Source organism: Flavisericum labens, from assembly GCF_045446075.1.
Lineage (GTDB): Bacteria > Bacteroidota > Bacteroidia > Flavobacteriales > Flavobacteriaceae > Flavisericum > Flavisericum labens.
The window spans coordinates 67072-90742 of sequence record NZ_JBJJBQ010000004.1; the positions used below are offsets into that span (position 1 = coordinate 67072).

13 protein-coding genes are annotated in these 23671 nt (G+C 37.6%); all 13 read right to left on the reverse strand.

The annotated features are described in order from the left end of the window. Nucleotides 1-46 precede the first annotated feature (46 nt). On the reverse strand, nucleotides 47-1609 hold the full coding sequence (locus tag ACIEHO_RS08535; RefSeq protein WP_406970660.1) for an MGH1-like glycoside hydrolase domain-containing protein: 1563 nt from the start codon (nucleotides 1607-1609) through the stop codon (nucleotides 47-49). Between the two features lie 15 nt (nucleotides 1610-1624). Then, on the reverse strand, nucleotides 1625-4096 hold the full coding sequence (locus ACIEHO_RS08540) for a glycoside hydrolase family 95 protein (protein WP_406970662.1): 2472 nt from the start codon (nucleotides 4094-4096) through the stop codon (nucleotides 1625-1627). After that, nucleotides 4080-5504 (reverse strand): acetylxylan esterase, encoded by a 1425-nt coding sequence (locus ACIEHO_RS08545; RefSeq protein WP_406970664.1) that lies wholly within the window; start codon nucleotides 5502-5504, stop codon nucleotides 4080-4082. The genes ACIEHO_RS08540 and ACIEHO_RS08545 overlap by 17 nt, the downstream gene beginning before the upstream one ends. An 11-nt stretch (nucleotides 5505-5515) precedes the next feature. Next, nucleotides 5516-8299, reverse strand: coding sequence for a glycoside hydrolase family 78 protein (locus ACIEHO_RS08550; protein WP_406970666.1), 2784 nt, complete (start codon nucleotides 8297-8299; stop codon nucleotides 5516-5518). A 1-nt stretch (nucleotide 8300) separates the two neighbouring features. Beyond that, nucleotides 8301-10151: an exo-alpha-sialidase gene (locus tag ACIEHO_RS08555; protein ID WP_406970668.1), complete on the reverse strand. Its 1851-nt coding sequence runs from the start codon at nucleotides 10149-10151 to the stop codon at nucleotides 8301-8303. Nucleotides 10152-10168: 17 nt separating this feature from the next. Further along, nucleotides 10169-11095, reverse strand: coding sequence for a glycoside hydrolase family 43 protein (locus ACIEHO_RS08560; protein WP_406970670.1), 927 nt, complete (start codon nucleotides 11093-11095; stop codon nucleotides 10169-10171). A 14-nt stretch (nucleotides 11096-11109) separates the two neighbouring features. Beyond that, nucleotides 11110-12687: a glycoside hydrolase family 28 protein gene (locus ACIEHO_RS08565; protein WP_406970672.1), complete on the reverse strand. Its 1578-nt coding sequence runs from the start codon at nucleotides 12685-12687 to the stop codon at nucleotides 11110-11112. A 12-nt stretch (nucleotides 12688-12699) separates the two neighbouring features. Beyond that, nucleotides 12700-14127 (reverse strand): glycoside hydrolase family 140 protein, encoded by a 1428-nt coding sequence (locus tag ACIEHO_RS08570; RefSeq protein WP_406970674.1) that lies wholly within the window; start codon nucleotides 14125-14127, stop codon nucleotides 12700-12702. 6 nt (nucleotides 14128-14133) lie between these two features. After that, nucleotides 14134-17292, reverse strand: a complete 3159-nt coding sequence (locus tag ACIEHO_RS08575; protein ID WP_406970676.1) for a DUF6298 domain-containing protein — start codon at nucleotides 17290-17292, stop codon at nucleotides 14134-14136. Between the two features lie 20 nt (nucleotides 17293-17312). Then, entirely contained in the window at nucleotides 17313-19001 is a 1689-nt protein-coding gene (locus tag ACIEHO_RS08580) for a pectate lyase family protein (protein WP_406970678.1), read from the reverse strand. A gap of 48 nt (nucleotides 19002-19049) precedes the next feature. After that, a complete protein-coding gene (locus ACIEHO_RS08585; protein WP_406970680.1) occupies nucleotides 19050-19715 on the reverse strand; it encodes a DUF3826 domain-containing protein in 666 nt (221 codons plus the stop codon). A 33-nt stretch (nucleotides 19716-19748) separates the two neighbouring features. Then, entirely contained in the window at nucleotides 19749-21452 is a 1704-nt protein-coding gene (locus tag ACIEHO_RS08590) for a polysaccharide lyase (RefSeq protein WP_406970682.1), read from the reverse strand. A 222-nt stretch (nucleotides 21453-21674) separates the two neighbouring features. Further along, a complete protein-coding gene (locus ACIEHO_RS08595) occupies nucleotides 21675-23663 on the reverse strand; it encodes a RagB/SusD family nutrient uptake outer membrane protein (protein WP_406970684.1) in 1989 nt (662 codons plus the stop codon). Nucleotides 23664-23671 lie beyond the last annotated feature (8 nt).

Sequence of the window (23671 nt, forward strand, 5' to 3'; positions counted from 1 at the left end):
TCTTTTAATGAGAACCTGAAACAAGTTCAGGTTGACAAATCTTAGGTTATTCTGTAATCACCTTTTCCAACGTTACTGATGAAGCAATTTCTTCACCATTTCTGAACACGCGTAAACCTTGTCCACGATTGTATTTTTCTCCCGTTCTATCCCATAAAATGGTTAAAATATCACTGTGGTACAGCACGTTATCCAAACAGAACCAATCCCATTTGTCTTTAGGAACTAAAGGATTTACTTCTATTTTTTCATCGGTTCGCGGGCGTAACCCCACCAACCCGGTAATGATTAAATCGTTGAACGTAGAGTGGTTGTAGTAGCGGCTACGCTCTCTATCGCCCATAAGCCAATATCCTGTGGTTTCGTCCAAATACTCCCCAATATAGGGTCTGCCGCGGTAGTATTGCGACTCAACGTACAGATTCATTTGTTTGAAATAATCGTCTTTACCAACAACATTTTGGTCATAATTATTTAAAAGGTTGGCCAAGGCCGTAAGAGTTTGCGATGAGGCAAACGGCCAAACCGCGCCATCCCATTCGCAGGTTCCGGTACCGTGGCTTCTAAAACGCGGACTACGGCGCTCGGCCGTCGTTAATCCAAAAGGTGCCGCAAACCCTTCGTCGTCTTTGTATTGCTCCCAAGCTTTTTCAAAACCATTATTTTCTGATGGCAAATTAAAATACCAAGGAATAAACCCAATCGCTTCGCGTACATTTGCCGAGGTATCTTTTTCTGTTAATGTTTCAAAAAATGCGTCACCATCATTCCATAATTTAGTTTCAACTAAGTCTTTAAGCGTATTGGCTTTTGCATCAAAATACGCTGATTTTTCAGCATCACCTTTCATTTCTGCCATGGTCGACAAAGCTTCGGCGTTGGCATACATGTAACTGTTTATGGTTGGCCTTGCATTTTTCACATGGCGACCCCCACTAAGCGATTCTTCCATACCGTCCTTTACATCGTGCTGCCAAAATAATCCGTCGGGGCGTTGGCGCTCTTCTTCCCATTTGGCATAATCTTCAACCAAATCGGGGTACATATCCAATAAGTACGCTTCGTCTTTATTTACCAAATACCTATTGTAAAGGGCATCAGGCGTCCAACTACTAAATTTATGAAGTCTTCCCATGGGTTTTCCATCATTACCCCTATACCATAAATGTACATTTTGCTCTATATATTCCGGATTATGCACCCAACGGAATTCATAAATATGATGCCCCAAAGCACAGGCTATTAAATTGTATTTATCGGCATACGAACGTTCAACCAAAAATTCGGTAATACCATAACCCTGAGGCGTATCGGTAATATGCTTGCGTAAGCTCCACCAACGGTAATAGTACATTTCCTCAAAATTATCCTGCGGACATTCAAATAATGGAATGTTATTCTTCATCCAAGACCACGCACTATCATTCGGTACGGCTTTGGCAATATTTTCATCTTCCATTCGATTGAAATAATCTACATAATGCTTGTAGTCTTCAACGTTTAGAATTTGTGCGGAATGGTCATTTTTTGTTGAAGTTGAACCACAACCTACCAGAGCGATTGTAAAAATTATGAATAATAATTTGGTATAAATAGAATTAAACTTCATGGCTTTTTTTAAAATTTATTTTCCGTAAAATGTATAAGTTTCTCCAGCTTTCATTTGTACGTCGTACTCGTAATATTTTGGCAACTTTAGTTTTTCAATATCAATTTTATCTGAAATAATTGGCTGTTTAACTTCAACATTAAAAACCAAAGGATTTGAATTTTCTCCTTTGGCACGTTTTAACGATTTTCCGTTAGCACCTTTTAATTGGTTTTCTGAACGTAATCGGCAATTGCTATCAAATTTAGACGTGATTTTCAATACCGAAACTTTATTATTTTCCCACGATAAATCGATTTCATAACCACCGCGCGATTTGAGTCCGTTAATTTGCCCTTTCTTCCAAACACTCGGTAATGCAGGTAGCAAATGAATGGCATCTTCATGACTTTGCATCATCATTTCTGCTATACCTGCCGTACAACCAAAGTTTCCATCAATTTGAAATGGTTGGTGGGCATCGAGCATATTAGGATAGGTTCCACCTCCCTTTCGTTGGTCGGCAGTTACTAAATGCAATTGATCTTGAAGCAGTTTATAAGCATGGTTACCATCTAATAATCGTGCCCATAAATTCACTTTCCAACCCATGGACCACCCTGTTGACTCATCACCTCTGAACATTAAAGATGTTTTTGCAGCCTGAAACAATTCAGGTGTTCTAAACGGTGAAATTTGATTACTCGGAAATAGTCCATATAAATGCGATACGTGACGGTGATGGTCTTCTGGGTCGTCCCAATCGATTAACCATTCTTGTAACTGACCGTGCCTCCCAACTTGCATAGGAGCCATTTTTGACAAGGTTTCTTCTAGTTTTTTAGTAAAACTTTTATCCTCTCCAAGAATTTCTGTAGCCTTCATAATATTGGTAAACAAATCGAAAACCAACTGATTGTCCATGGTTGTTCCAGCAGTAATGGTTGATTTTCCATTTTCTCCCGCATGTGTGTTTTCTGGTGAATTTGAAGGCACAATGACCAAATATCCTGAATTCGGGTCTTTAATCATAAAGTCTAAAAAGAAAGTTGCTGCACCCTTCATAATTGGAAAAATGTCCTTCAGATAGTCTTTATTTCCAGTGTATAAATATCGTTCCCACAAATCTTGGCATAACCATGCACCACCTGTAGGCCACATCCCTGAGGCTGCCATATCAATGGGTCCTGTAATGCGCCATATATCGGTGTTGTGATGCAGCACCCAACCATCTGCATCGTACATGATTTTGGCCGTTTCCTTCCCTGTTTCGGCAACCTCTCTTGCCAACTGAATAAACGGCTCATGCATTTCGGTTAAATTGGTTAACTCCGCTGGCCAATAATTCATTTCAGCATTAATATTCATGGTGTATTTGCTTTCCCATGGTGGAAAAAGCATATCGTTCCAAATACCTTGCAAATTGGCAGGCTGACCACCAGGTTGTGAACAAGAAATCAGTAAATAACGTCCGAACTGAAAATACATCGCTGCCAAATGCGGGTCGAATTGACTATCGAATTTTTTAATACGTTCATCGGTAGTTTCTTTTGAAGCCTCCGTAATTCCTAAATCTAAAGTGACGCGGTTGAAGAATTTTTGATAATACTCTACATGCGACTTTTTTATGGTTTCAAAATCATTCTGAATTGCTCTATCTAAAATAGACTTGCTTTTTGATGCATAATCTTCAGATATGTCTTTATAATTTTTAAAATTGGTTGCAATGGAAATATATAAGATAACTTCATCGGCATTTTTAACACTTAAAATACCGTTTCTCACAGCCATCTTTCCACCTTTGTTTTTGGCAGTCATGCAGCCTTGAAACTTAATACGTCCTTTTTGACCTTCAACCGTACTTGAGACCCCAGAAAGGCTGATTTGACCGTCTTCGGTGATGGTTTTGGTTTTATCGAATGGACTATTCATAAACGCATTAAAAGTAACATGTCCCGGTTTATCTGAACTCAATCTTACTACCACCACGTCATCTTTAAAGGACGTCAAAATTTCACGGGTATATGTTACGTCATCCACGGTATACTTTACTGTAGCGGTGGCGTTTTCAATATTTAAATCGCGGTAATAATCAGTGTAATCTTGATGTTCAGGAAACGATAAAAACACACTTCCAAAGGTTTGGTATGGCATACCATTGTTGGTTTGGGAACGAATATCTGAGGTCGCCAACGCCTGAGCTTCGGCATATTTTCCATCGAAAATAAGTTGTCGTACTTTGGGCAATGCTTTTAAGGCTTTGGGATGAGCTATGCTATTTGGTGAACCTGCCCAAATCGTTTCTTCGTTAAGCTGAAGTCGTTCTATAGCCGGGTCGCCAAAAACCATCGCGCCCAAACGTCCGTTTCCTAATGGTAAGGCTTCGTTCCAAATTTCGGCTGGCTCGTCGTACCAAAGTTTTAAATCTTTTGATAATTGTGCCGAAAGCATTTGGCTTCCAATTACTAAAATGATTAAATATAAAAATAGATTACTCTTTTTCGTCATGTTCTCGTAAATTTTTCTCTCCGAATAATTCGTAAAGTTTATCGATATCTTTTATAGCATTTTTAGGTAAACCCTCACCTTCCTTCCCAAAGACATATAAATTTTCATAGGGTTCAATCTTACAGGTAGATTCGTCAACTTTTCCTTGTTTATTTTTAACTCTTTCTAAATCTAAATTTAGATGTTCAGCCATGAACCCATACATGGCCATCCGTTTTGAAAGGCCGTAATCATGACCTTCATTTTTAAAATGAGCATTTTGAACGGCATCCTTTTCACCGTAAAAACCATAAATTCTTTTAACAAAGGGATACTCTAAATCAGGTACGTTTTTCGTCCAGTCTTTTCCATCTGAAATAATAAGCTGAGGCTTTGGAGCCGCCATGGCCGTCACTTCTACATTGTTGGTGCCATTGCCACAAAGGTGGATTCCACGACCACTTTCGCAAGGACAGCCACCAGAATGATTGGCAGATACCATAACCACCGGGACCGAAACGGTAACCCTATCATCTAAAGCCGATAAAAACATGGTTTGCGAACCACCACCAGAGCCTCCTGTTACACCAATGCGAGTGGTGTCGGCATATTTTAGCGTTGTCGCATAATCCAGCAAACGCATACCGCTCAAGACCTGTATGGTGGATGCGATACTGTTACGATGCGCCCACGCCGGAAATTGCAATCGCGATTCTCCCCAGGCAAATAAATCGTAATTAAATACAATAGCACCCATTTTTGCCAACATGGCACAACGGATTTGTTCACTTTCACGGTATCTTCCGTTTCCGAAATGACCGTTTGGTGTAATCACAATCGCGGCATTTTCTTTTAATGGGTAAGGCTTGTAAATAGAGCCCGTAGTGTAAACTCCTGGAAGGATTTCCAATCCAATATTTTCAACACTGTAGCCATCATATATTCTTTCATTGGTTAAAATCGGTTTAGAATTAGGTGTTTGCGGTGCTTTATCCAAGCCAAAAGCCGATACCATACACGTTTTTAAATCAGTTTTTCTAGCTTCCCATTCCTCTTTGTTATGGTATAAATGCGATAAGTAGGATAAACGTTGTTCGGCCACATCTTCTGAAACTCGGTGCGCCTGGAACTTTCTTACTTCATATAAACCTTCTCCTTTTTTAAAGGCTACCAAATTGAAAGGCGCCAAAACATTTACTAAGGACACATCGAGATTATTTTGTTGAATACGCCAATCGCCATATTCCAGAACCTTTTCATCGAGTAAATGGTCGTTGTCTTCAATCTGAACATTGAAAATTGTCTCCATTTTTTTGATGGTTTCCGTTACCGGAACTTGAAAATTGGTATCTGAAGTTTGCGCCGCTATTTGTGCAAATGAGAAGATGAGCAATAACAGGTATGTAATATGTTTATTTCTTATTTGCATAGCGCTATTTTTTATATTGAACATTCTATGGTGTAAACTCCTGAACCTAGTTTTAAAGATGTTTTTCCTGCTTCTGAATAAACTTCATCAAAAGATGCACCATTTACTGTAACGCTTTCCGATTTTGTGGTTGGAAGGACAATCGTGCTCGTTGTGTTAGCAGGAATTTCTATGTTTAAAATAAATTTGTCCGCTTTCTTCTCCCAATCAGATACAATTTTTCCGTACACCGAATTGTAACTAGCTTTTACAAACGACAAATCGCCAACAACTTCTGGCTCGATGAAAAAATGTTTGAAACCCGGATTTTCGGTATCGGGTACTATTCCAGCCAAACTTCTATAAAACCATTCTTCAATTTGCCCCATCATAAAATGGTTCCATGAATTTCCTTTTCGAGGATCCCATTGTTCTGTTAAGGTGGTCAATCCAAATTTAATTTGAAAGCCATACCCAGGCGTATCGTAATGGTTGTTCATTTTGTACATGACTTCGTTTTCACCGTTTCTCGCCAATGTTTGAAACAAATAACGATTCCCCACATCACCAGTGGTCAAACGGTACCCTTTGTTCTCAATATCGCCTAATAGATTTCCCATAACGGCGTCTCTATACTGAGGCACTACAATTTCCATGAAAACAGCAACAGCATTACTAAATTGGCTATTGGTGCCATATTGCTTGGTTTCTTCATTAAAAAATTCATCATTAAATGACTTTTTTATGTTTAAAACCAGTTCGTTGTACTTCGAAGTGTCGTCAGTTTTATTTAAATGTTTTGCTGCTTTTGCAAACAATTTAGCAGCAAAATAATAATGGCTGGTTGCTGAAAGTGCAATCGGACTGTTTTTGGAATACCCCGCAGCGTGCTCGCCATAATCGTACCAATCACCTAAACCATAAGATACAATATAATTATCGGATTTTGAAGTGAGGTAATCCACATAGTCTTTCATGACATCATAGTAGGCTTCAATCAAGGAATCGTCACCATAATACTCATAATACATCCACGGCAGGATAACACCTGAAACACCCCATTCTGGTGAATCGGTAAAATCGCCACCAAAAATTACGTATTCTGGTGCGATGGTTGGAATCATGCCGTTTTCCCGCTGCGCATCTTTAATGTTTTCCATGATGCTCGGTATAAACGTTTCCATATTATAATTGAACATCAAACCTGGGCCATTTAAATGCGCTTCTTCCAGCCAACCCAACTTTTCACGATGTGGACAATCTGTCAATACTGCTTGAAAATTACTTTTTATGGCGTTATTGATTAATTCGTGTGCTTTGTTAAAAATCTCATTAGAACTTTCAAATGAACCAGCTTCACCCGCCGAATTGTAGATAAAATTTGAAGTCACTTCTAAAAGCGTAGGTAACTTCGTGTTTTTTTCTTCTTTGTAATTGATGCTATCCACCTGAATGTATTGATAACCGTAATAGCTGAATTTTGGTTGCCATTCTTCAACGCCATCGCCTTTTAAAGTGTATTCAAAATAATAGGGTTTTCCTGAACGCCCTTGACGGATGGTGCCATCATCTTTTAAACCTTCTGCCGTCCAAAGCTTAATTTTTTGCCCTTTTTCACCTTTTACTTTTATGGTGGGGAACCCTGACAAATTTTGTCCCATATTGAACACATAGGTGTTTTCGGTTGGTTGGTTCACTTCCTGAACTTCGTATTGTTTTTGAATCGTTACGGGCGGTGCAGATTGCGGTTTTAAAGTTCCCTTTGGTCCTTCTTGCATTACCACCGGTTTCCAGTTGGATGCATCAAAAGCAGGCGAATCCCATCCTATTTGTTCTAAATTGGCATTATAATCTTCGCCACCAAACATGCTATTAAAGGTTATCGGGCTGTTATGGTATTTCCAACTTTCATCAGAATCAATTAAGGTTTCGGAGCCATCCTCGTATGTTATTTTCAGCTTAAAAAATAAGGTAGGAGGTCCAAAACTCACAAAAAATTTAGCATAGCGTTTTTCGAGCATGTTGTAAAAACCATTCCCCAACATGACACCAATAACGTTGTTTCCGTTTTGTAAATCCTTTTCAGTTAGTTCGTAAATGTTGTAATTAACCGATTTATCGTAGTCGGTCCAAAGCGGAGCGAATTCACTATTGCCTATTTTATTTCCGTTTATGGTCAACGCGTAATGTCCTAATCCCGAAATATAAACTACTGCCTCTTTAATCGATTTCTCGATTAAAAATGGCTTTCGAAGCAAAATACTTTGGCGAGATAGCGGGTGCGAAGTATCGACAATTTCATGTCTTCTGGACTTTTTAAACGAAGCGGTATGGTAATGACGTCCTTCTGGCAGATTACTTTCAGCCTTTGTAATGGCTCCAATCCAAGTAGGACTTAAATTTTCGGTTTTAGCCTTCACTCTAAAAAAAGCCGTTTCACTCCAATTGGATTCTACATTATCTTGATTCCAAATTTTAACCTTCCAAAAATATTTTGTTTCATTTTTCAGTATTGCACCTTCATAATTTACTAAATGACTTTTATTGGATTCCGTTTTACCGCTATCCCAAATATCAGCTTCATTATTCTTCAATTTTTCTTCGGAAGAAGCCACCAAAACCTGATATGCTTTTTGCGAAACATCGAAACCATCCGATTGAATCTGCCAACTTAAACGCGGTGTTTCATTAACGGCTAATGGATTTATAGCCATTTCACAAGTTAAGTTAGAAACGGAAACGGAATTGGCGTTATCGGCAGATTTACATGACGAAAACACCAAAACAAAAATGAATATACTTTTAAGGATTTTCAATTTATAGCTTTTTTGTAATCAATGATTTTATATTAAACACCGCCTCAGGAATAGACGCTCCAGTAAAAGGTACGTCGTCATAATTAGGCGTATCAACTGGTGTATCTATGTTCGGATAAAAACGTTGTTCTCCTGTACGGAACATCACACGAGAAATACCATCGGTTGGCATAAAAAATATCCCTCTAACTTCTTTTTCATTATTGATATTTATATCGTATAATCTTGTGCTCGAATCAACCGTTAATTTGATGGTGTATTCTTTTCCAGCTTCATAAGGCATAATATTTCTTAAACGGTAACCCATTTTTTGTTTTAAATTTCCTTCCTCATCAAATATCAATCTTACCGAAGGCAATCCTTGTTTGTTTTGCAATTCTATCTGAAGCATACCGTGGTCGTTTTGCTCAGGTTTAACCGTAAACGTCACCTCCATTTTTTCCGCAAATGGCGTTACACGTTCTACACGTGGATAATCAAAAGGGTCTTGATCTCGAAGGGTTAACCATTTAGTACCACCTTTCTTCTCAATATTAGCAGTTGCCCATTGCAAATCGTAAGTATTCCAAAGTTTTAATTCTTCGCCGTCAAGCAAATTATTGAATACGTCATTTACATCATCTTCAACGGTACTTGTAACTGGAACAGGAACCGAAGCTACCCAAATATCTTCTTTGTTAACACTATAAGTTAACCACATATTACCGTCTGATGGTGTGCCATTGCCTGGTGTAATTCCTCGAATATATTGTGGTCCGTGCGATTTATAAGCGCCACCATAACGTATTCTAGATAGTTCGCCATGAACAAGCAATAAATCACTATAATTCAAACCATCATCACTGGTTGAAACTGCCAATGGCCAACGGAACTCCGAAGGGTTATAAACGGTGGCATAACGTCCGTCTGAAGTTTTTTGTCCCCATATTTTGGCATTACTATTTACAAAGCCTGGTGCTCTTAGAGCATCGTACTCCCAAGTTTTTCCTCCATCATTACTCATTGATGTTAACGCGTGTTTCCATAAACCTACCGTTCTACCATCTGGAATTTGGTAATAACTAAAAGCTTTATATTGCTTTTTTAACGGAATTAACGGGTCGTCTCTATCGGCCTCCTCAACCCATTGTTGCATTTGCAATGGTTGTGACATCAGTTCTTCACAAGCTTTTTTAAAGCCTCTATCTCTACTACTTTTATAAAATGGGTAATTGGTATTCGATTCATTCCAACCCTTATTATATCGAATGAAATAAATCGGCCCCAAACTACCATCTTTATAAATTTCACGGATAACACGACCAATGCCTTTTCCGTCGTTGGGGCTATCTTTTTCGTGCATCGAAATACCATAAAATGCTAAAGTAAAAAAGCGGTTATCAGACGATGTAAAAAAGCCCATACGTTGGTGCATAGTGGCTTTTAAGTTTTTTGCAACGCCTTCTACACCTTCCTTTTGGTAACCATCGGGAATACTATAAATAGGAAATGTTACCTGCGGAAAACTCCAATTCTCACCATCTATTGAGGTCAACATGAAAGTTTGACTCGGCGGAATATGCTCTCCAACAGGGTCGCTCAAATAATTAACAAAAAATGTATTATTCCAGTAAGCGATGTTTGGCGCGTGGTTATATGTCCAGCCAAAACCATCAGATGTATTGGGGTGCTCTCGACTTGCTCTCATAATCTGTGTAGCATGAACTCCAACTGCCGGACTTAACATGCCGTGATGGTAATCAATATTTGATAACGTATTACCAACATATTTAACGGTGTCTTGTTGGGCGCTTAACACAGATGAAATACAAAGCGTAGCTGATAATATTAATGATTTGAAAACTAGTCTCATATTTTTTGAATTTTACTTTACTTTTCTTTACTTTTTTCTATTAAAGTGTTCAAAACATCCTTAGGAATGGTTGTAATTGTGCCGTGTTTATGCCCTTCGGGAAGTGAAATTTCAGATGAAACGTCTTCAAAATTTTTAAAGTCTGAAGTACGAACCGCTTTATAATTTTTCTCTCCGTAATTGTCGTAATAAATCAAATATTTTCCATCTTGATGGACTACAGTGGGACCTTCAGAAAGGAAACCCGTATAGGGTTCTGAAATATTTTCAAAAGGGCCTAAAGGCGATTTTCCGAAGGCTACCTTTAAATTTCTGTTTGGTCTTGTATTGTCTTTAATTATCAAGGCATAATCGTCTTTGTCGCGTTTTACAATCACGCAATCAATCACACTAAAACCGGGTTCTAAAAACAATTTAGTGTCTGAAAAGGTTTTAAAATATTTTGTAGTAGTGTAATACATACGATGGTTATTTTTCTCCTCTTCTTCACCTTTTTCATAACGAAACGGAATGGTTGATGCCCAAATAATAATGTATCGGTCTTCATCTTCATCATAAAAAATTTCAGGAGCCCACACATTCACAACATCGGGTTCGTGTGCCATTACAGGAATAAATTGTTGTTCGCTCCAGTTTATCAAATCTTTAGAACTGGCATAGCCAAATCCGTTGCCACCACGCCAATCGGTCGTCCAAACCATATGGTACGTGTCATCTTTTCCACGAACAATCGACGGGTCGCGCATAATTTTACTTGCTCCAGCTTCAGGTTTTAAATATGGGCCTTTTAAATCTTTCCAGTGGTAACCGTCCTGGCTATATGCTAAATACAAACCTTCGGTTGCTGGTTCTCTAAACGACGTAAAAAGATACGCCTCCTTTTTTGAAGCACAGTTAAACAGACTTAACAAAAACGCAATGGCTAATATTTTTTTTATTTCCATAAAAATTGATTTTGTTACTCTTCCGTGACTTGGCTTTCTATTGAACTTGTTGTTTTTGAATGAAATACCACATTCTTGAATACGTTATTCTTAAGAAAAATATCTTCTGTTCTATCGCCTTCCACATGTAAAAATGTATTGGTTGGCACCATAGGGAAACAGTTACTTGTCAATGCCGTTTTAACATTTTTAAAATTAACAACAGGCTTATTATCAATTGGTTTTGATGTTCCTACGTTATCTAAAATGATTTGCTCGGTATCTTCAACCTCAAAAGCTGAACCTAAGGTCGTATTGATTTTTACATCGTGAAACTCAATGTTTTTTGCAGTATGGATGGAAAACCCTTCTTTGGCATCAATATCAACATCTGAAAACGTGATGTTGTGAATGGGCATTTCAGGGATACCTAGAATTCGACCGGCAGTATTGACATTGGTTGCCGTTACATTACTAATATGAATATTTCTAAAGATTGGTGTTTCTTCCGTAACGGGACCTTCAACAGTGTTTTTGTCGTAAAACAAATTCAGCATGAAAGCTTCCTTTTGAATGTTATTCATCACAATATTTGAAACTCTAATATCTTCAACCACACCACCACGACCGCGAGCCGCCTTTAAACGGATACCTCTATCGGTACCATCGAACACGCAATTGGAAATGGTAATTTTCTTTATACTACCAGACATTTCACTACCAATCACCACACCGCCATGACCACTTAACATCGTGCAATTGGTAATGGTTACATTTTCCGTTGGTATAGCCCATTTTCTGCCATCAGCATCACGACCTGATTTTATGGTGATACAGTCATCACCCACACTAATATGACAATTTGAGATACGAACGTTTTTACAAGATGTTGGGTTTATACCATCGGTATTTGGTGAATACGGATTGAAAATCGTCACATTATCAATGGTAATGTTGTCGCAAAATGCTGGGTTAATGGTCCAAAATGGTGAATTTTGAATGGTAACGCCCTCAATGGTAATATTTTTACATTGAAATGCTTGAAAAAGCGGAGGTCTATGAAATAAATAACTTCTGGTACGCTTGTAGTAATCAGCCGTTTTTACATCTTTATTAGCTTCCTGAGTCATTTTTTGATACTTGGTCAACTCTAATTTTTCCTTAGCCGATTCGATGCGCCAAATTTCTTTCCACCACCCTTCACCTTGCCCGTCAATGGTTCCTCTTCCAGTAATCGTAATGTTTTCGGCATCACGAGCATGCAACAACGGTTTAAATGTTTGAATTACAGTTCCTTCCCATCTAACTTCAGTAAATGGTAAATAATCATCGAAATTGGTTGAGAATTTTAAAAGAGCTCCAGCTTCGATGTGTAAAACAATGTTGTTTTTTAAGGTTAGTGCTCCTGTTAAATATTCACCCGCAGGAAAATAAATGGTACCTCCACCTTGGCTAGCCGCTTTATCGATAGCGCCTTGAATAGCTTCTGTACACAATTCACCTTTATTATTTCCGCCATGTTCCAAAACGTTCAACCATCCGTTTGTTGCTGAACTTACGGATGTACAAGCTAATGTTAATCCAATAAACAATATAAATATTATCTGTTTCATGATGCTTAAGATTTATTTGGAAGTTAAAATTAAAACCCAGTCGTTGCCGTCAACCTCTTCACCCGTGGGTTTAAAATCTTGAGTGCCTTCATTCTTAAAATTACCAATTTTTGAAGCTTTTCCATTTCTAGGGTTAAACCAGGATGCTTCAACTTCATCGCCCTCAATTTTACCCATATTTACAGAAATATTCTTTCCGTTATAAACATAAATCAGGGCATAATCGCTACCTCTAGTAGCTGCTTTATAATCATATTTTTCACCTTGATTTGCTACCAAGCTTTCATCTGGAACCCGTTCAAAATATGGAAAATCCAACATCAGATTTTTTAGATACTTAATTTGTCCAGCTCCAGGGTCATCCAAAGCTTTAACCCAATAGGTTTTACTTCCGTAGGCCTCTGGTTTGCTGTGGTTTTCATGCATTTGCATAATATGGTTGTTGCCATAAGTGAAGCCTGCAGCACCGGCAAAAACCGACCAATACGCATAACGACGTAAATCATTATCGTTCCAAAGTGGTTGCAAGGTATCATGCAATCCTTGTGGAATCCCTTCATAGGACGGCTCACCATCTAAAGTAGGTTTTGTCGGTTTTAAATTGAAATCAACCTGTACAAATTTGTAGTTATCTTCACCGTAATTACGTTCGGTATCATCTTGGTCGTAACGTCTGTGCCCCGACTGGAACATATTGAAATCCAACCAATTTTCATTATGGAAATCATCTGATGAATCAGTCCTTCCGCGTGGATGGAACGTAACCATTCGTTCTGGGTTTGCAAATTTTAATATGCTTCCAATCGCTTTCCATATTTCGGTGTTTTCATTTCCATAAGTATCACCTCCATTTAGCCATATAATATTATCTCGGTCTTTAAAACGTTCTGCCAAAAAGTTAGCGTATGCCTTAGCCTGCTCTAAATTTACCTTTCCTTCGCTTATCGGTGAACCCCAAACAGGCACCATGGCCAAATAAAGTCCCTCTTCTTTGGCTACATCTAAAGCATAATCAACGTGGTCCCAAAAATCGTATGCAATCGCATTATTAAAATCGTTTCCTTCTGTTACCAAAGGTTTGGATAAATCTTTAGCCACTAATGCCGAATCACCATAAACGTTTGCCACTCCAAGCGAATGAACAGTCATTATCTGAATAATATTGTATTCCTTTTGTTTTCTATCCTTAAAATATTTAGCCAACTCGTCTCTATCCAATTTATTGAAGGCCAACCAGCCCGTATCGGCCAACCAGAAAAATGGCTTACCATCTTCTGTTTGGAAATAATGTCCGTTTTCGGATACTTCAATTTTTGGTGTTCCAGTTTGTTCTGGATTTTCGATTTCGGACAGTTTTTTCTCTTTTTCTTTACAAGACACCAATGTCACAAGAATGGAAAGCGACATCAGAACCGAGAAAAGTTGCTTCGTTTGAATCATGTTTGTTTAGTTTTTCTTTTTAATAAATAAGACCGCTTTTTTACCTTTCGGACTTGAAAGCGTTGTTTTAGATTTTCCTTTAATCGTGGTTGTTGATATTAAACTACCGTCATTTGGGTTTATCCAATATGCTTGGAATTTGCCTTTATATTTTGATAAATCCAACTCAATAGAGTCTGTGTTTTTCAAATAAAATACATAAGTATTTCCATCATCTTTTAAAGCCCAATAATCACTTTTATACGTTAGGTCTCCTGAAAATTTCATATTTGGAATAGACTCATAAAACCCTAAAATATCAATCTTTGGAATATTAGCCAAAGAACCGCCTCCCATTAAAATTGCCCATCCAAATCTTGGTGCTGCGTGGGTAGAATAAAATACGACTTTTTCTGGATATTTTTGACGATATTCCTTAACGGCTCGATAAATTTGTTCTTCAGTTTCCTTACCTGTTTTCATTTTTCGAGCATGTTGGCGTGGTGCCAAGTTTTTTCCGCCTTCTGGGGCGTAAGCCGACCCTCTTTCTCTGTAATGCCAATATTTAATATCGATTAAATCGACAACATCTTTTCGTTTTGCGTCATTCAAAATAGCATCTTGAACATCTTTGGTGGCGCTTAAGCCAATAATGCCTTTTCCTGAGGTTTCGCTTTTATATTTTTTGACTTCATCTAACCAAAACTCCATAAAATGAAGTGGCCCTGTATATTCGGCACTAGTAAAATGAATGACGTTGCTGTTGTCTTTAAAATTTTCTAAGGACTGTCTGATAAATTGCTGATGAAGTTTTTTTCGATGTTCATGACTAACATCGTAAAACTGTTCAGCCATAAAAATACGCTTATCGCCTGCATATGGTACCGGTTCAGGGAAATCGGTATTATTTACGTTATTTGCTGAGCGCCATGGTGAACTCGACCAATGCGCACCAGCTTCAAGAATATTATGCTGAAAATATTGCTGCTGAATTAACAATTGTCCTTTGTTTTCGGCTAAATCGGCAAATTGACCTAAACGGCTCCAATACCATTTGTTGGGTTTAGTTAAATCGTATTTACTTATGTGGTCCCAAGCCAAATCTGTTCCAGTTCTGGCAAAAGGCTGTTCATAAAATGGTGCCCAAACATCGGCATCAATTCTGCGCACCCGCTCGTGGTCGTCCATTCTGCGTTCGTACCACAGTCCGTAATTATGGTCTAAAGCAGCGACGTTATTTTCACTAAATTCCTCAACAACTTCGTTCAAATTATCGGTGTAGCCTTTTCCTGCTTTTCCGGGCACAAACCTTGTAACATGCGCCGAGGCTTTATTAACATCATGGTCCCGCAAACTACCACGCCACCACATAACACTAGCTTTTTTTCCTGTGACAACTTTCCCATTATGGATTAGCCAACCATTCTTTATTTTGACTTTTGAATCAGTTTTAATTTTATTATTTCGATTACTTTCTCGGAAAGATTCATGTTTTAAATCGTGAACAGATTTTAGGTTTTTAGAATCGTTAGGGATTTCTATTTCCTTAGAAACTTTTTTAATCCATTCCTTCAAAGTTGTTTTTGGTGCAACAGCATCTTGTGTTAATTGCTCTGCTTGCTCAATGGTTGGACTCGATGTAGGACTGTTACCCATATCGTAAACAAACGGATTGAAAGGTAAATTCTCCAATCGGTTTTCTAGCTGAGCATAAAACAAGCTTACTGGTGATATGTGGTTGTTGACATCTTTCCAATGGCCATTACCAGTCATAATGCCTCCCCAAACACCAAAGGCCCAGTTTTGAGCTGTTGGAGGACTGTAACATGCTATTTTTGAAGCAGACGATTCCCAAATCACGCTATTTGCGGCCGTCCAACCTGCTCCTCTTCCGCCCTGCTCTCTATTATTGTAACTTAATGCAGCTCCATCAATGTACATATCGTCAAATAACACGCCTGTTGCCCAACTTCCTATGGCACCACTATTATTTTCGGAAAGATATGACTCACACTGAACAAAAGCATTTGGCCCGGTAGTTCCATATCCGCCAATGGCAAAATCGTTATAACCTTGTTCAGAATAACATCTTTGAAACAGAGTTTGCTGTCCTTCAGTGTAAAATGTGCGCCTTCTATGTCCAGCGATTTCCGAAATAGGTTCTATTGAAATACAATCCTCAACCGTAATTTGTTGCGCTGTTTTTAAAAGCCAAACCGCACCTCCTGCTAAATGTTTGAAATTAACTTGGCGCACCCAAGCATCCTTTACGTTTTCAAGGGTAATGCCTAACCAACGATGTTCTTCATCTTTTGGGTTAGACGCATCATAAGTGGATTGAATGCTTAAATTTTCAATTCCTACATTCTCAATTCTTCCTTGCCAAGCATATTTAATTATTTGAGCTTGATTGAAAGTATCACTAGCAATAAAAGTTAAAGGCGCATTTAGGGTGATTTGGTTTCCATCAATATTGCTAATTACCCTATTTGAAGTAATATCCCAATCTCTAGTTTTCCAACCAATCCAACCACTCTCTCCACCAAAATAATCTGTTTGTAATTCTATAATCCAGTTTTCGGTCAGTGGTTTTCTAATAATAATTTCATCTGAAACCTTTAATGATGTTACATCATTCAGCTTAAGTGTTTTAGTTCCAAGAGGCACATAATGGCTGCCAATTTCTAAGGTATCCAAATAGGTTCTATTGTCCTTCCCTAAAACTCGAATCATGGCTTCGCGCTTTATGCCCGTTCCATGAATTATCGTTCCTTTTTCTGAATTTCCGCTTCCGCGTAAAACCACGCCTGATTTTTCAAGATAAAGTGTTCCTTTGATTTTAAAAGTACCGACATCTAGAAGCACCGCTCCTTTAAAACCATTTTTATCAGGCTCTAAACTGCCCACATAATCTATTGCCTTTTGAATGGTACTTGTGGCATCTTCCTTTTGATACGGCACAAAAATTTTGGCATCAACAGCAGGTATAACGTTTTCCGAAGCCCTATAACCCGCATACGAAAAATCGGGAATTACATTTCCCAGACTATCAGCTACATGGATAATTTTTCCATTTTTGTCTTTAACAATATCAGAATATGCACCTTGAGAATACACATGACTTAAAGCAAAAATCAATGCGATGAATAATAAACCTATTTTTTTTATGTGAATATAGTCCATCATGATTACACATTAATCTTTGCCTATTGCAATAATCCGTTTTCTAGTTCGGCCAATGTATCGGTGTTATTCTCAGGGTTAGTCCAATCTACTTTCTTTGTAGGATCTATACCATTAAAATATGTTTCGATGTTGGTATAGCCATCGCCGTTTAAATCTGCATTTGCATCTAATGCATCATTAGGATTCAAGCCATATTTTTCTTCCCATTTATTTGGAATACCATCACCATCAGCATCTTTATAAGGTTTTCCTTTATAATCTGGATAACCCCCAGCTTGACTAGGATGCGTTAAAATCCCCTTTTTATAAGAATCATCAGGCAATCTTCTTTTCACAAACTCTTTTCCTATTGTGTTATCTAATCCATCTGGATAACTTATTTTACCAGTAAGTACTTGTTTAATCACACGTTTGTCAACCTCGTCGCGTTTTGGTAAGGTGGCGCCCACATTTTCTAAAACAAAACCGTAAGCTTTTTGGGTATCCATAATGATAACTGGTGCCATTTCAAAAGGCTCTTCTTGCTTTATGTATTGAAGCTTTTCTTCATCACCAACTTGCACTCCTCCATTCCAGTTATCCCCTGTTACTTCAGAGTTGGCTTCAGTAATGTTTCCTGATACATAAGCACGACCATAGCTTCTAGGTTCTAAATAACCTGTTTCTGGTTTTAAAACCCTATAACTTATAGGCTTATCGGCAGGCGTCATTGGTCCAGGCTTAAAATAATTATTAATGATGTTGAACATAGAACGGTAATCGCCCCCATCAATAGATCTGTTCCACCAATTGAACAATACGTTATTTACAAAATTAAAACTGCCATACATTCCAATTGAAGGATTTCTTGAAATATTGTTTGCCCAAAGGTTTCTGGCAAAGGTGCTATTTAGGCCTCCAATGGTGCTTCCAAAAGCATGATTATAGGTATCCAAACCTTCGGAAGAAATGGTGTTTTGAATCGTTATATTTACCGTTGGCAATTTTTCTCTTTTGGATTTTTCGTTAGCCTTAAACATATGCCTGTACAACGAAATATTTTCATCCAAGCCCCAACTTACCGAACAATGATCTATAATTATATTCCCTACGGCGTTTCCACCAAGGGCATCATCTCTTCTTGTAACATCTGTAGCGCCTCTTCGGAAACGCATATGACGGATAATTACATCGTGGGTATCAATAAGAATAGACTCTCCTGCAACACATACACCATCACCAGGTGCTGTTTGCCCAGCTATTGTTACGTAAGGCGCACGGATATTAATGGGTTTCTCCAATTGAATAATTCCAGCAACATTAAACACAATGATTCTTGCTCCAATAGCTTCTAAAGCCTCTCTTAATGTACCTTTACCACTATCTTCCAAACTTGTTACTACAAATATTTTACCGCCTCGTCCGCCAGGGGTAAAAGCCCCTCCTCCTTCGGCACCAGGAAATGCCGGGATATCTGCTTTTATCAAATCGTCCGGATATGCTGCCCAAGGAATATATGGTCTGCCCTGTTTTGTTTCTTCTAGAATTATGCTATAATTATCTTCCCATATTTTTTGCAAACGGACTTCCTCCTTAGCTAAAAAGGCATCTGTTTTGGCTTGAAGCTCATCTGGAATATCTGGATATTGTGCAAATACCAACTGACACGCCATAATCAAAGTGAATATTGGGAATAACCTTTTAAATAAATTAATACTTGAATTTTGCATGATGAGGGATTTTAAATATTGTAGCCTATCTTTTCTTAAAAACAACTGTTACTCAGACTTATTTTTTTGTTCTTCTATACGTTTGTACCATCCGTCTCTTTCTTTCTCTAAATCATACCCTCTAGCCGACAAATAGTTATTAATTCTTCCTTTGTATTTTCCAAACCAAGCGTGTTTTTCTTTTGATGAACCACCATCCATAGCGTGCTCTCTTGCTTCTTCGAGGTTTCGGTAAACATATTCTTTTTCCTCTTGGGTTAAAGTAGGTATCATTTCTAGAAAAGCGGTATAGGTTTTTGGTAAAACACCATAGGTCATACCATCTTTGACACCTTCAATTTTTTTTTCATTTAAATGAAGCGATAATTGCTTAAGATATGATTTATGCAATTTTCCAATAGATTTCTCGGCTTTCACTTTTGCCTTTTCTATTTTCTTTCCTTGTTTTTCCTCTGATAGATTCGCTTCTTTTAACACCGCAATTTTCGCATCCCTTTCTTCTTGAATTTTACTCAAGTTTTGATATTGCTTTGCAATAATATTTGTTACGGCTTGCTCCTTTTCGTAATCATTCAAATCAAGGCCTGATACTATTTTGGAACCACGCTCCTTGGTAACTTTAATATATTCTGGGTCTAAATACTGTTGTGCATTTACTTGACAATACACAAGTGTTATAAACAATATGCATAAACTTATTTTTTTTAATGACATCTTTTATTTTTTAATTAAAGAAACTTTATACACCTACTTTAGCAGGGGTTCAATAAGTGTTTCTTTATTGTTATTTAAGTCTTTCCAATCTACAGTTTGTGTTGGGTCAATTCCGTTTATATAACCTTCAATATTAGTATAGCCATCGTTGTTTGAATCTTCATTGGCATCAGTTGCATCTTTCGGATCAAATCCATAATTCTTTTCATAGTCGTCTGGCATACCATCGTTATCTGAATCGCGATAAGACTTTCCTTTATATTCTGGATAACCACCAACTTGTGCTATATCAGTTATTATTCCTTTTTTATAGGAATCTCTTGGTAATCGTCTGTGTTTAAAGTGATAAAAAGTTTCTGGATCTAAACCCTTAACATATTCTGGCTGACCAGTTTTTACAGTTCTTACTATACGTTCGTCAACAACATCTCTAACCGGTAATGTCGCCCCAACGTTTTTAACCACATAATCGAAAGCCTCATCGGCAGACATAATTTTACCAATGTGCGGCATAGGGAATGGCCGATCAGAATTCATAAAGCTGAAATAAGGTTTAGCCTCTTCAAAATCCATCAACTCACCATCTTTACCTTCCATTTGAACACCACCTGCCCAGTTATCGTTTGTGATTTTTGGATTATTATGAACAATATTTCCTTTTACATAAGCCCTACCAAAAACAACATGATCCAAATCACTTCTTCCTGATTCTGGTTTTAATATACGGTAGCTGATAGGTTGGCCTTCAGGTGTTAGGGGGCCTGGCTTATAATAATTATTTATGATGTTATATTTAGCAGTATAATCTCCTCCATCTATTGAGCGGTGAACCCAATTAAACATGACATTATTTACGAAATTGAATATACCATTCCATCCAATTGAAGGGTTTCTACCGGCATTATTGGCCCACATATTACGCATAAATGAACAATTCTCTCCACCTAAAGTACTACCGAAAGCATGATTATAGGTATCTAAAGCCTCTCCAAACAAACTGTTTTGAATAGTAATATTTACAGTTGGCAACTTTTTGTCTTTATAATTAGCACCGGGGCTGAACATGTGTCTGTAAATAGACATATTTTCATCAAGTCCCCAAGTTGCCGATACGTGGTCTATCATAATATTTCCAACCGGATTTCCTCCAATAGCATCATCACGACGACCAACAAAGGTATCTCCTCTTCTAAAACGCATATGGCGAATTACAACATCGTGCGTATCAATCCATACTGTTTCTCCTGCAACACATATACCATTACCAGGTGCTGTTTGTCCAGCAATTGTAATATAAGGCGCACGGATAATTAGCGGGGTTTTTAATTTTATAATCCCCGAAACATTAAAAACAATAATTCTGGCCCCACCTTTTTCACAAGCTTCACGCAAAGAACCTGGTCCATCATCCTCTAAACTAGTAACGGTATAGACTTTTCCACCTCTGCCACCATAAGAATACATGCCTCCTCCTTCTGCTCCTGGAAAAGACGGTATTTCTGCTTGTGGTAAATCTGTTGGACGTCCAGCCCATGGAATATAAGGCTTTCCTTCTCTAGCTTCTTTTTCTACAATTACCTTGGCTTTTTCCCAAACTTCATCAGAATGTTTATAAGCCTCTTCTATTATTTGTTTTTCCTTTGCTCTATCTTCATCTGTGAGTGATGGGTATTGAGCATAGCTATTACATATACCCAAAACTATTATAAATAAAATAGCTAAACTTAATTTTTTCATGTGATTACTTTTCAATATATTTTATTATTCCGCCTCAAGAAATATCCCTGAGGCAATTATCGGTAAGCGCATATCTTCTGGAAAAGAAGACCAATCAATAAATGTTTTTTTTACACTTATTTATTGGACTAGTGTTTTACCAGATGGTTTAATTAATTTTAAAAAAAAATTACCTGCGTTTAATAATCAAACACAGGTAATTAATTAACAATACTTAATTTATTAATTTAAAGGGTTGAACGAACCTCCCCACCCCTGTGTTTGTCGTAAGTATGGTGCCGATTCAAACAATTGTTGGTAAATACCAAAGAAATAATACTCATTATACCATTTGAAAGAGAAATCACTTGCATCAACATCATCTTTTACTCTAACTTCAAAATGATTGTCATATAGATAATCCACATACTCTTCATAGGTGTTTACACCATCAGGATAAGTAGTTGCATCCCTATTAATAAGAGGTGCTCCTGACCCTTTTAAAGGATCAAGACCAAGTCCATTTTCATAGATAGTATTTTCATCTAGTTTTACAAAAATAATATACCCCTGTCTTCTTGAACCTTCAATAGGTGTTTGGTTTAACCTTGTACACGTTCCAAAATCATCATTATAGAGCAACCATCGTCTTAAATCATGGAATCGCTTATTCTCATAAGCAAACTCCACTTTCCTTTCGTTAATAACCGCTTCAAAATGCTGGTCTCTTGTAGTTACCGAAGACAACCCATACTGACCATCGTTATTTAGTACACCTGCTCTTTCACGAATATCTTGAATATACCCTTTTCCTTCTGCTAAGCTATTGATACCAATTGCCGACTCAGCTAAATTTAATACCACCTCTGTAAAACGGATTTCCATATAATCAGCTCCACTATCACTAAAAGAATAAGTTCGACTTGAATTATCATTAGTAAACTTTCTTAAATAAATACCTGTTCTATTTGAGAAATTTGTGCCATTGGTTCTAATCTTTGGTTTATCTGGCCCTGCTTCTAGCGGATACCAATAATACGACCAATTTTTATAATTGGGGTTTTCTTTAAATGGCCAAATACTGCCGTTATAAGCAAAAGTATGATAGAAACGTGGGTCTCTATTTCTGTAAAATTCATTTAAATCTGCGTCGGGATTGTAAGGTGTACCATCGGCCATTGGAAAGGCATCAACAATATTCTTGGTTGGAGATATACTACCTTCACCATCTTGATCCCTTGATCTTGATCTATTCTCTGTTCCATTATTTTTCGGAACGCCATTGGAATTGGTTACAAAATTATTGAAACCGAAGCCAAAAATAGACTCCATACCATTATCAGTAAACCACATATTTTTCCAATCTGGATCTAAACCTTTTCCTGCAGCCAAACAATAATCATAAGCCTCTTTATTGGCATCGTAAGCACGTTGCCATCTCGCTTGATCGTCATTTCTGTTAAATTGTGGACTAGCCCAAGTCAACAATGCTCTACCTTTTAAAGCTACCGCAGCTGACGCCGTTATTCGTCCTGCTTCTTCAGCCGTATACGGTCTAGCATTTTCCAGCATGGTTTTTGCCATATCTAAATCTGAAACAATTTGATTAAAAACCTCCTCAGAAGTACTTCTAGGTGTTTGGTTTACAGGAGAATTAGCCGTTAACGGTTGCTCGCCTAAAACAATAGGCACTCCGCCGTACAACCTAACCAATTCAAAATATTGCCAAGCTCTCCAAAAATACAACTGGCCTTTTATTTGGTTCTTAAAATCCTCATCCAGACCTGAATATTTATCAACATTTGTCAGATATATGTTGCAGTAACGAATTCTGGTATAGGCATCATTTTGTTGATTAGTTTCAATAGGTTGTCCCAAAGTTTTTATACAATGATTATTTAATGGGGAAATATTTTCCCATTCATTATTGATATCTACTTCACCGTCAACTTCGTCTGTAGCTTTAGAAAAGAAAGCGGCGTCTCCTCTACCTGAAATATCTGCATTGTCGGTAGCCGACTTAGACCACATGGCCATATTCGCATCATCGCCTGGTAAAAAAAGAAAGTATATATTATTAACATACAAGGTTGCCAAGAACTCTTCCTGATAAATTTCAACATCAACTTGCTGAAAGTTTTTCTTTTCCTCGATAAAATCCGTATCACAACTATTTAACAACAAAGTAGCAACTAAGGGAATAAATAGTCTATTCAATTTTATATTTTTCATCTTCTTCA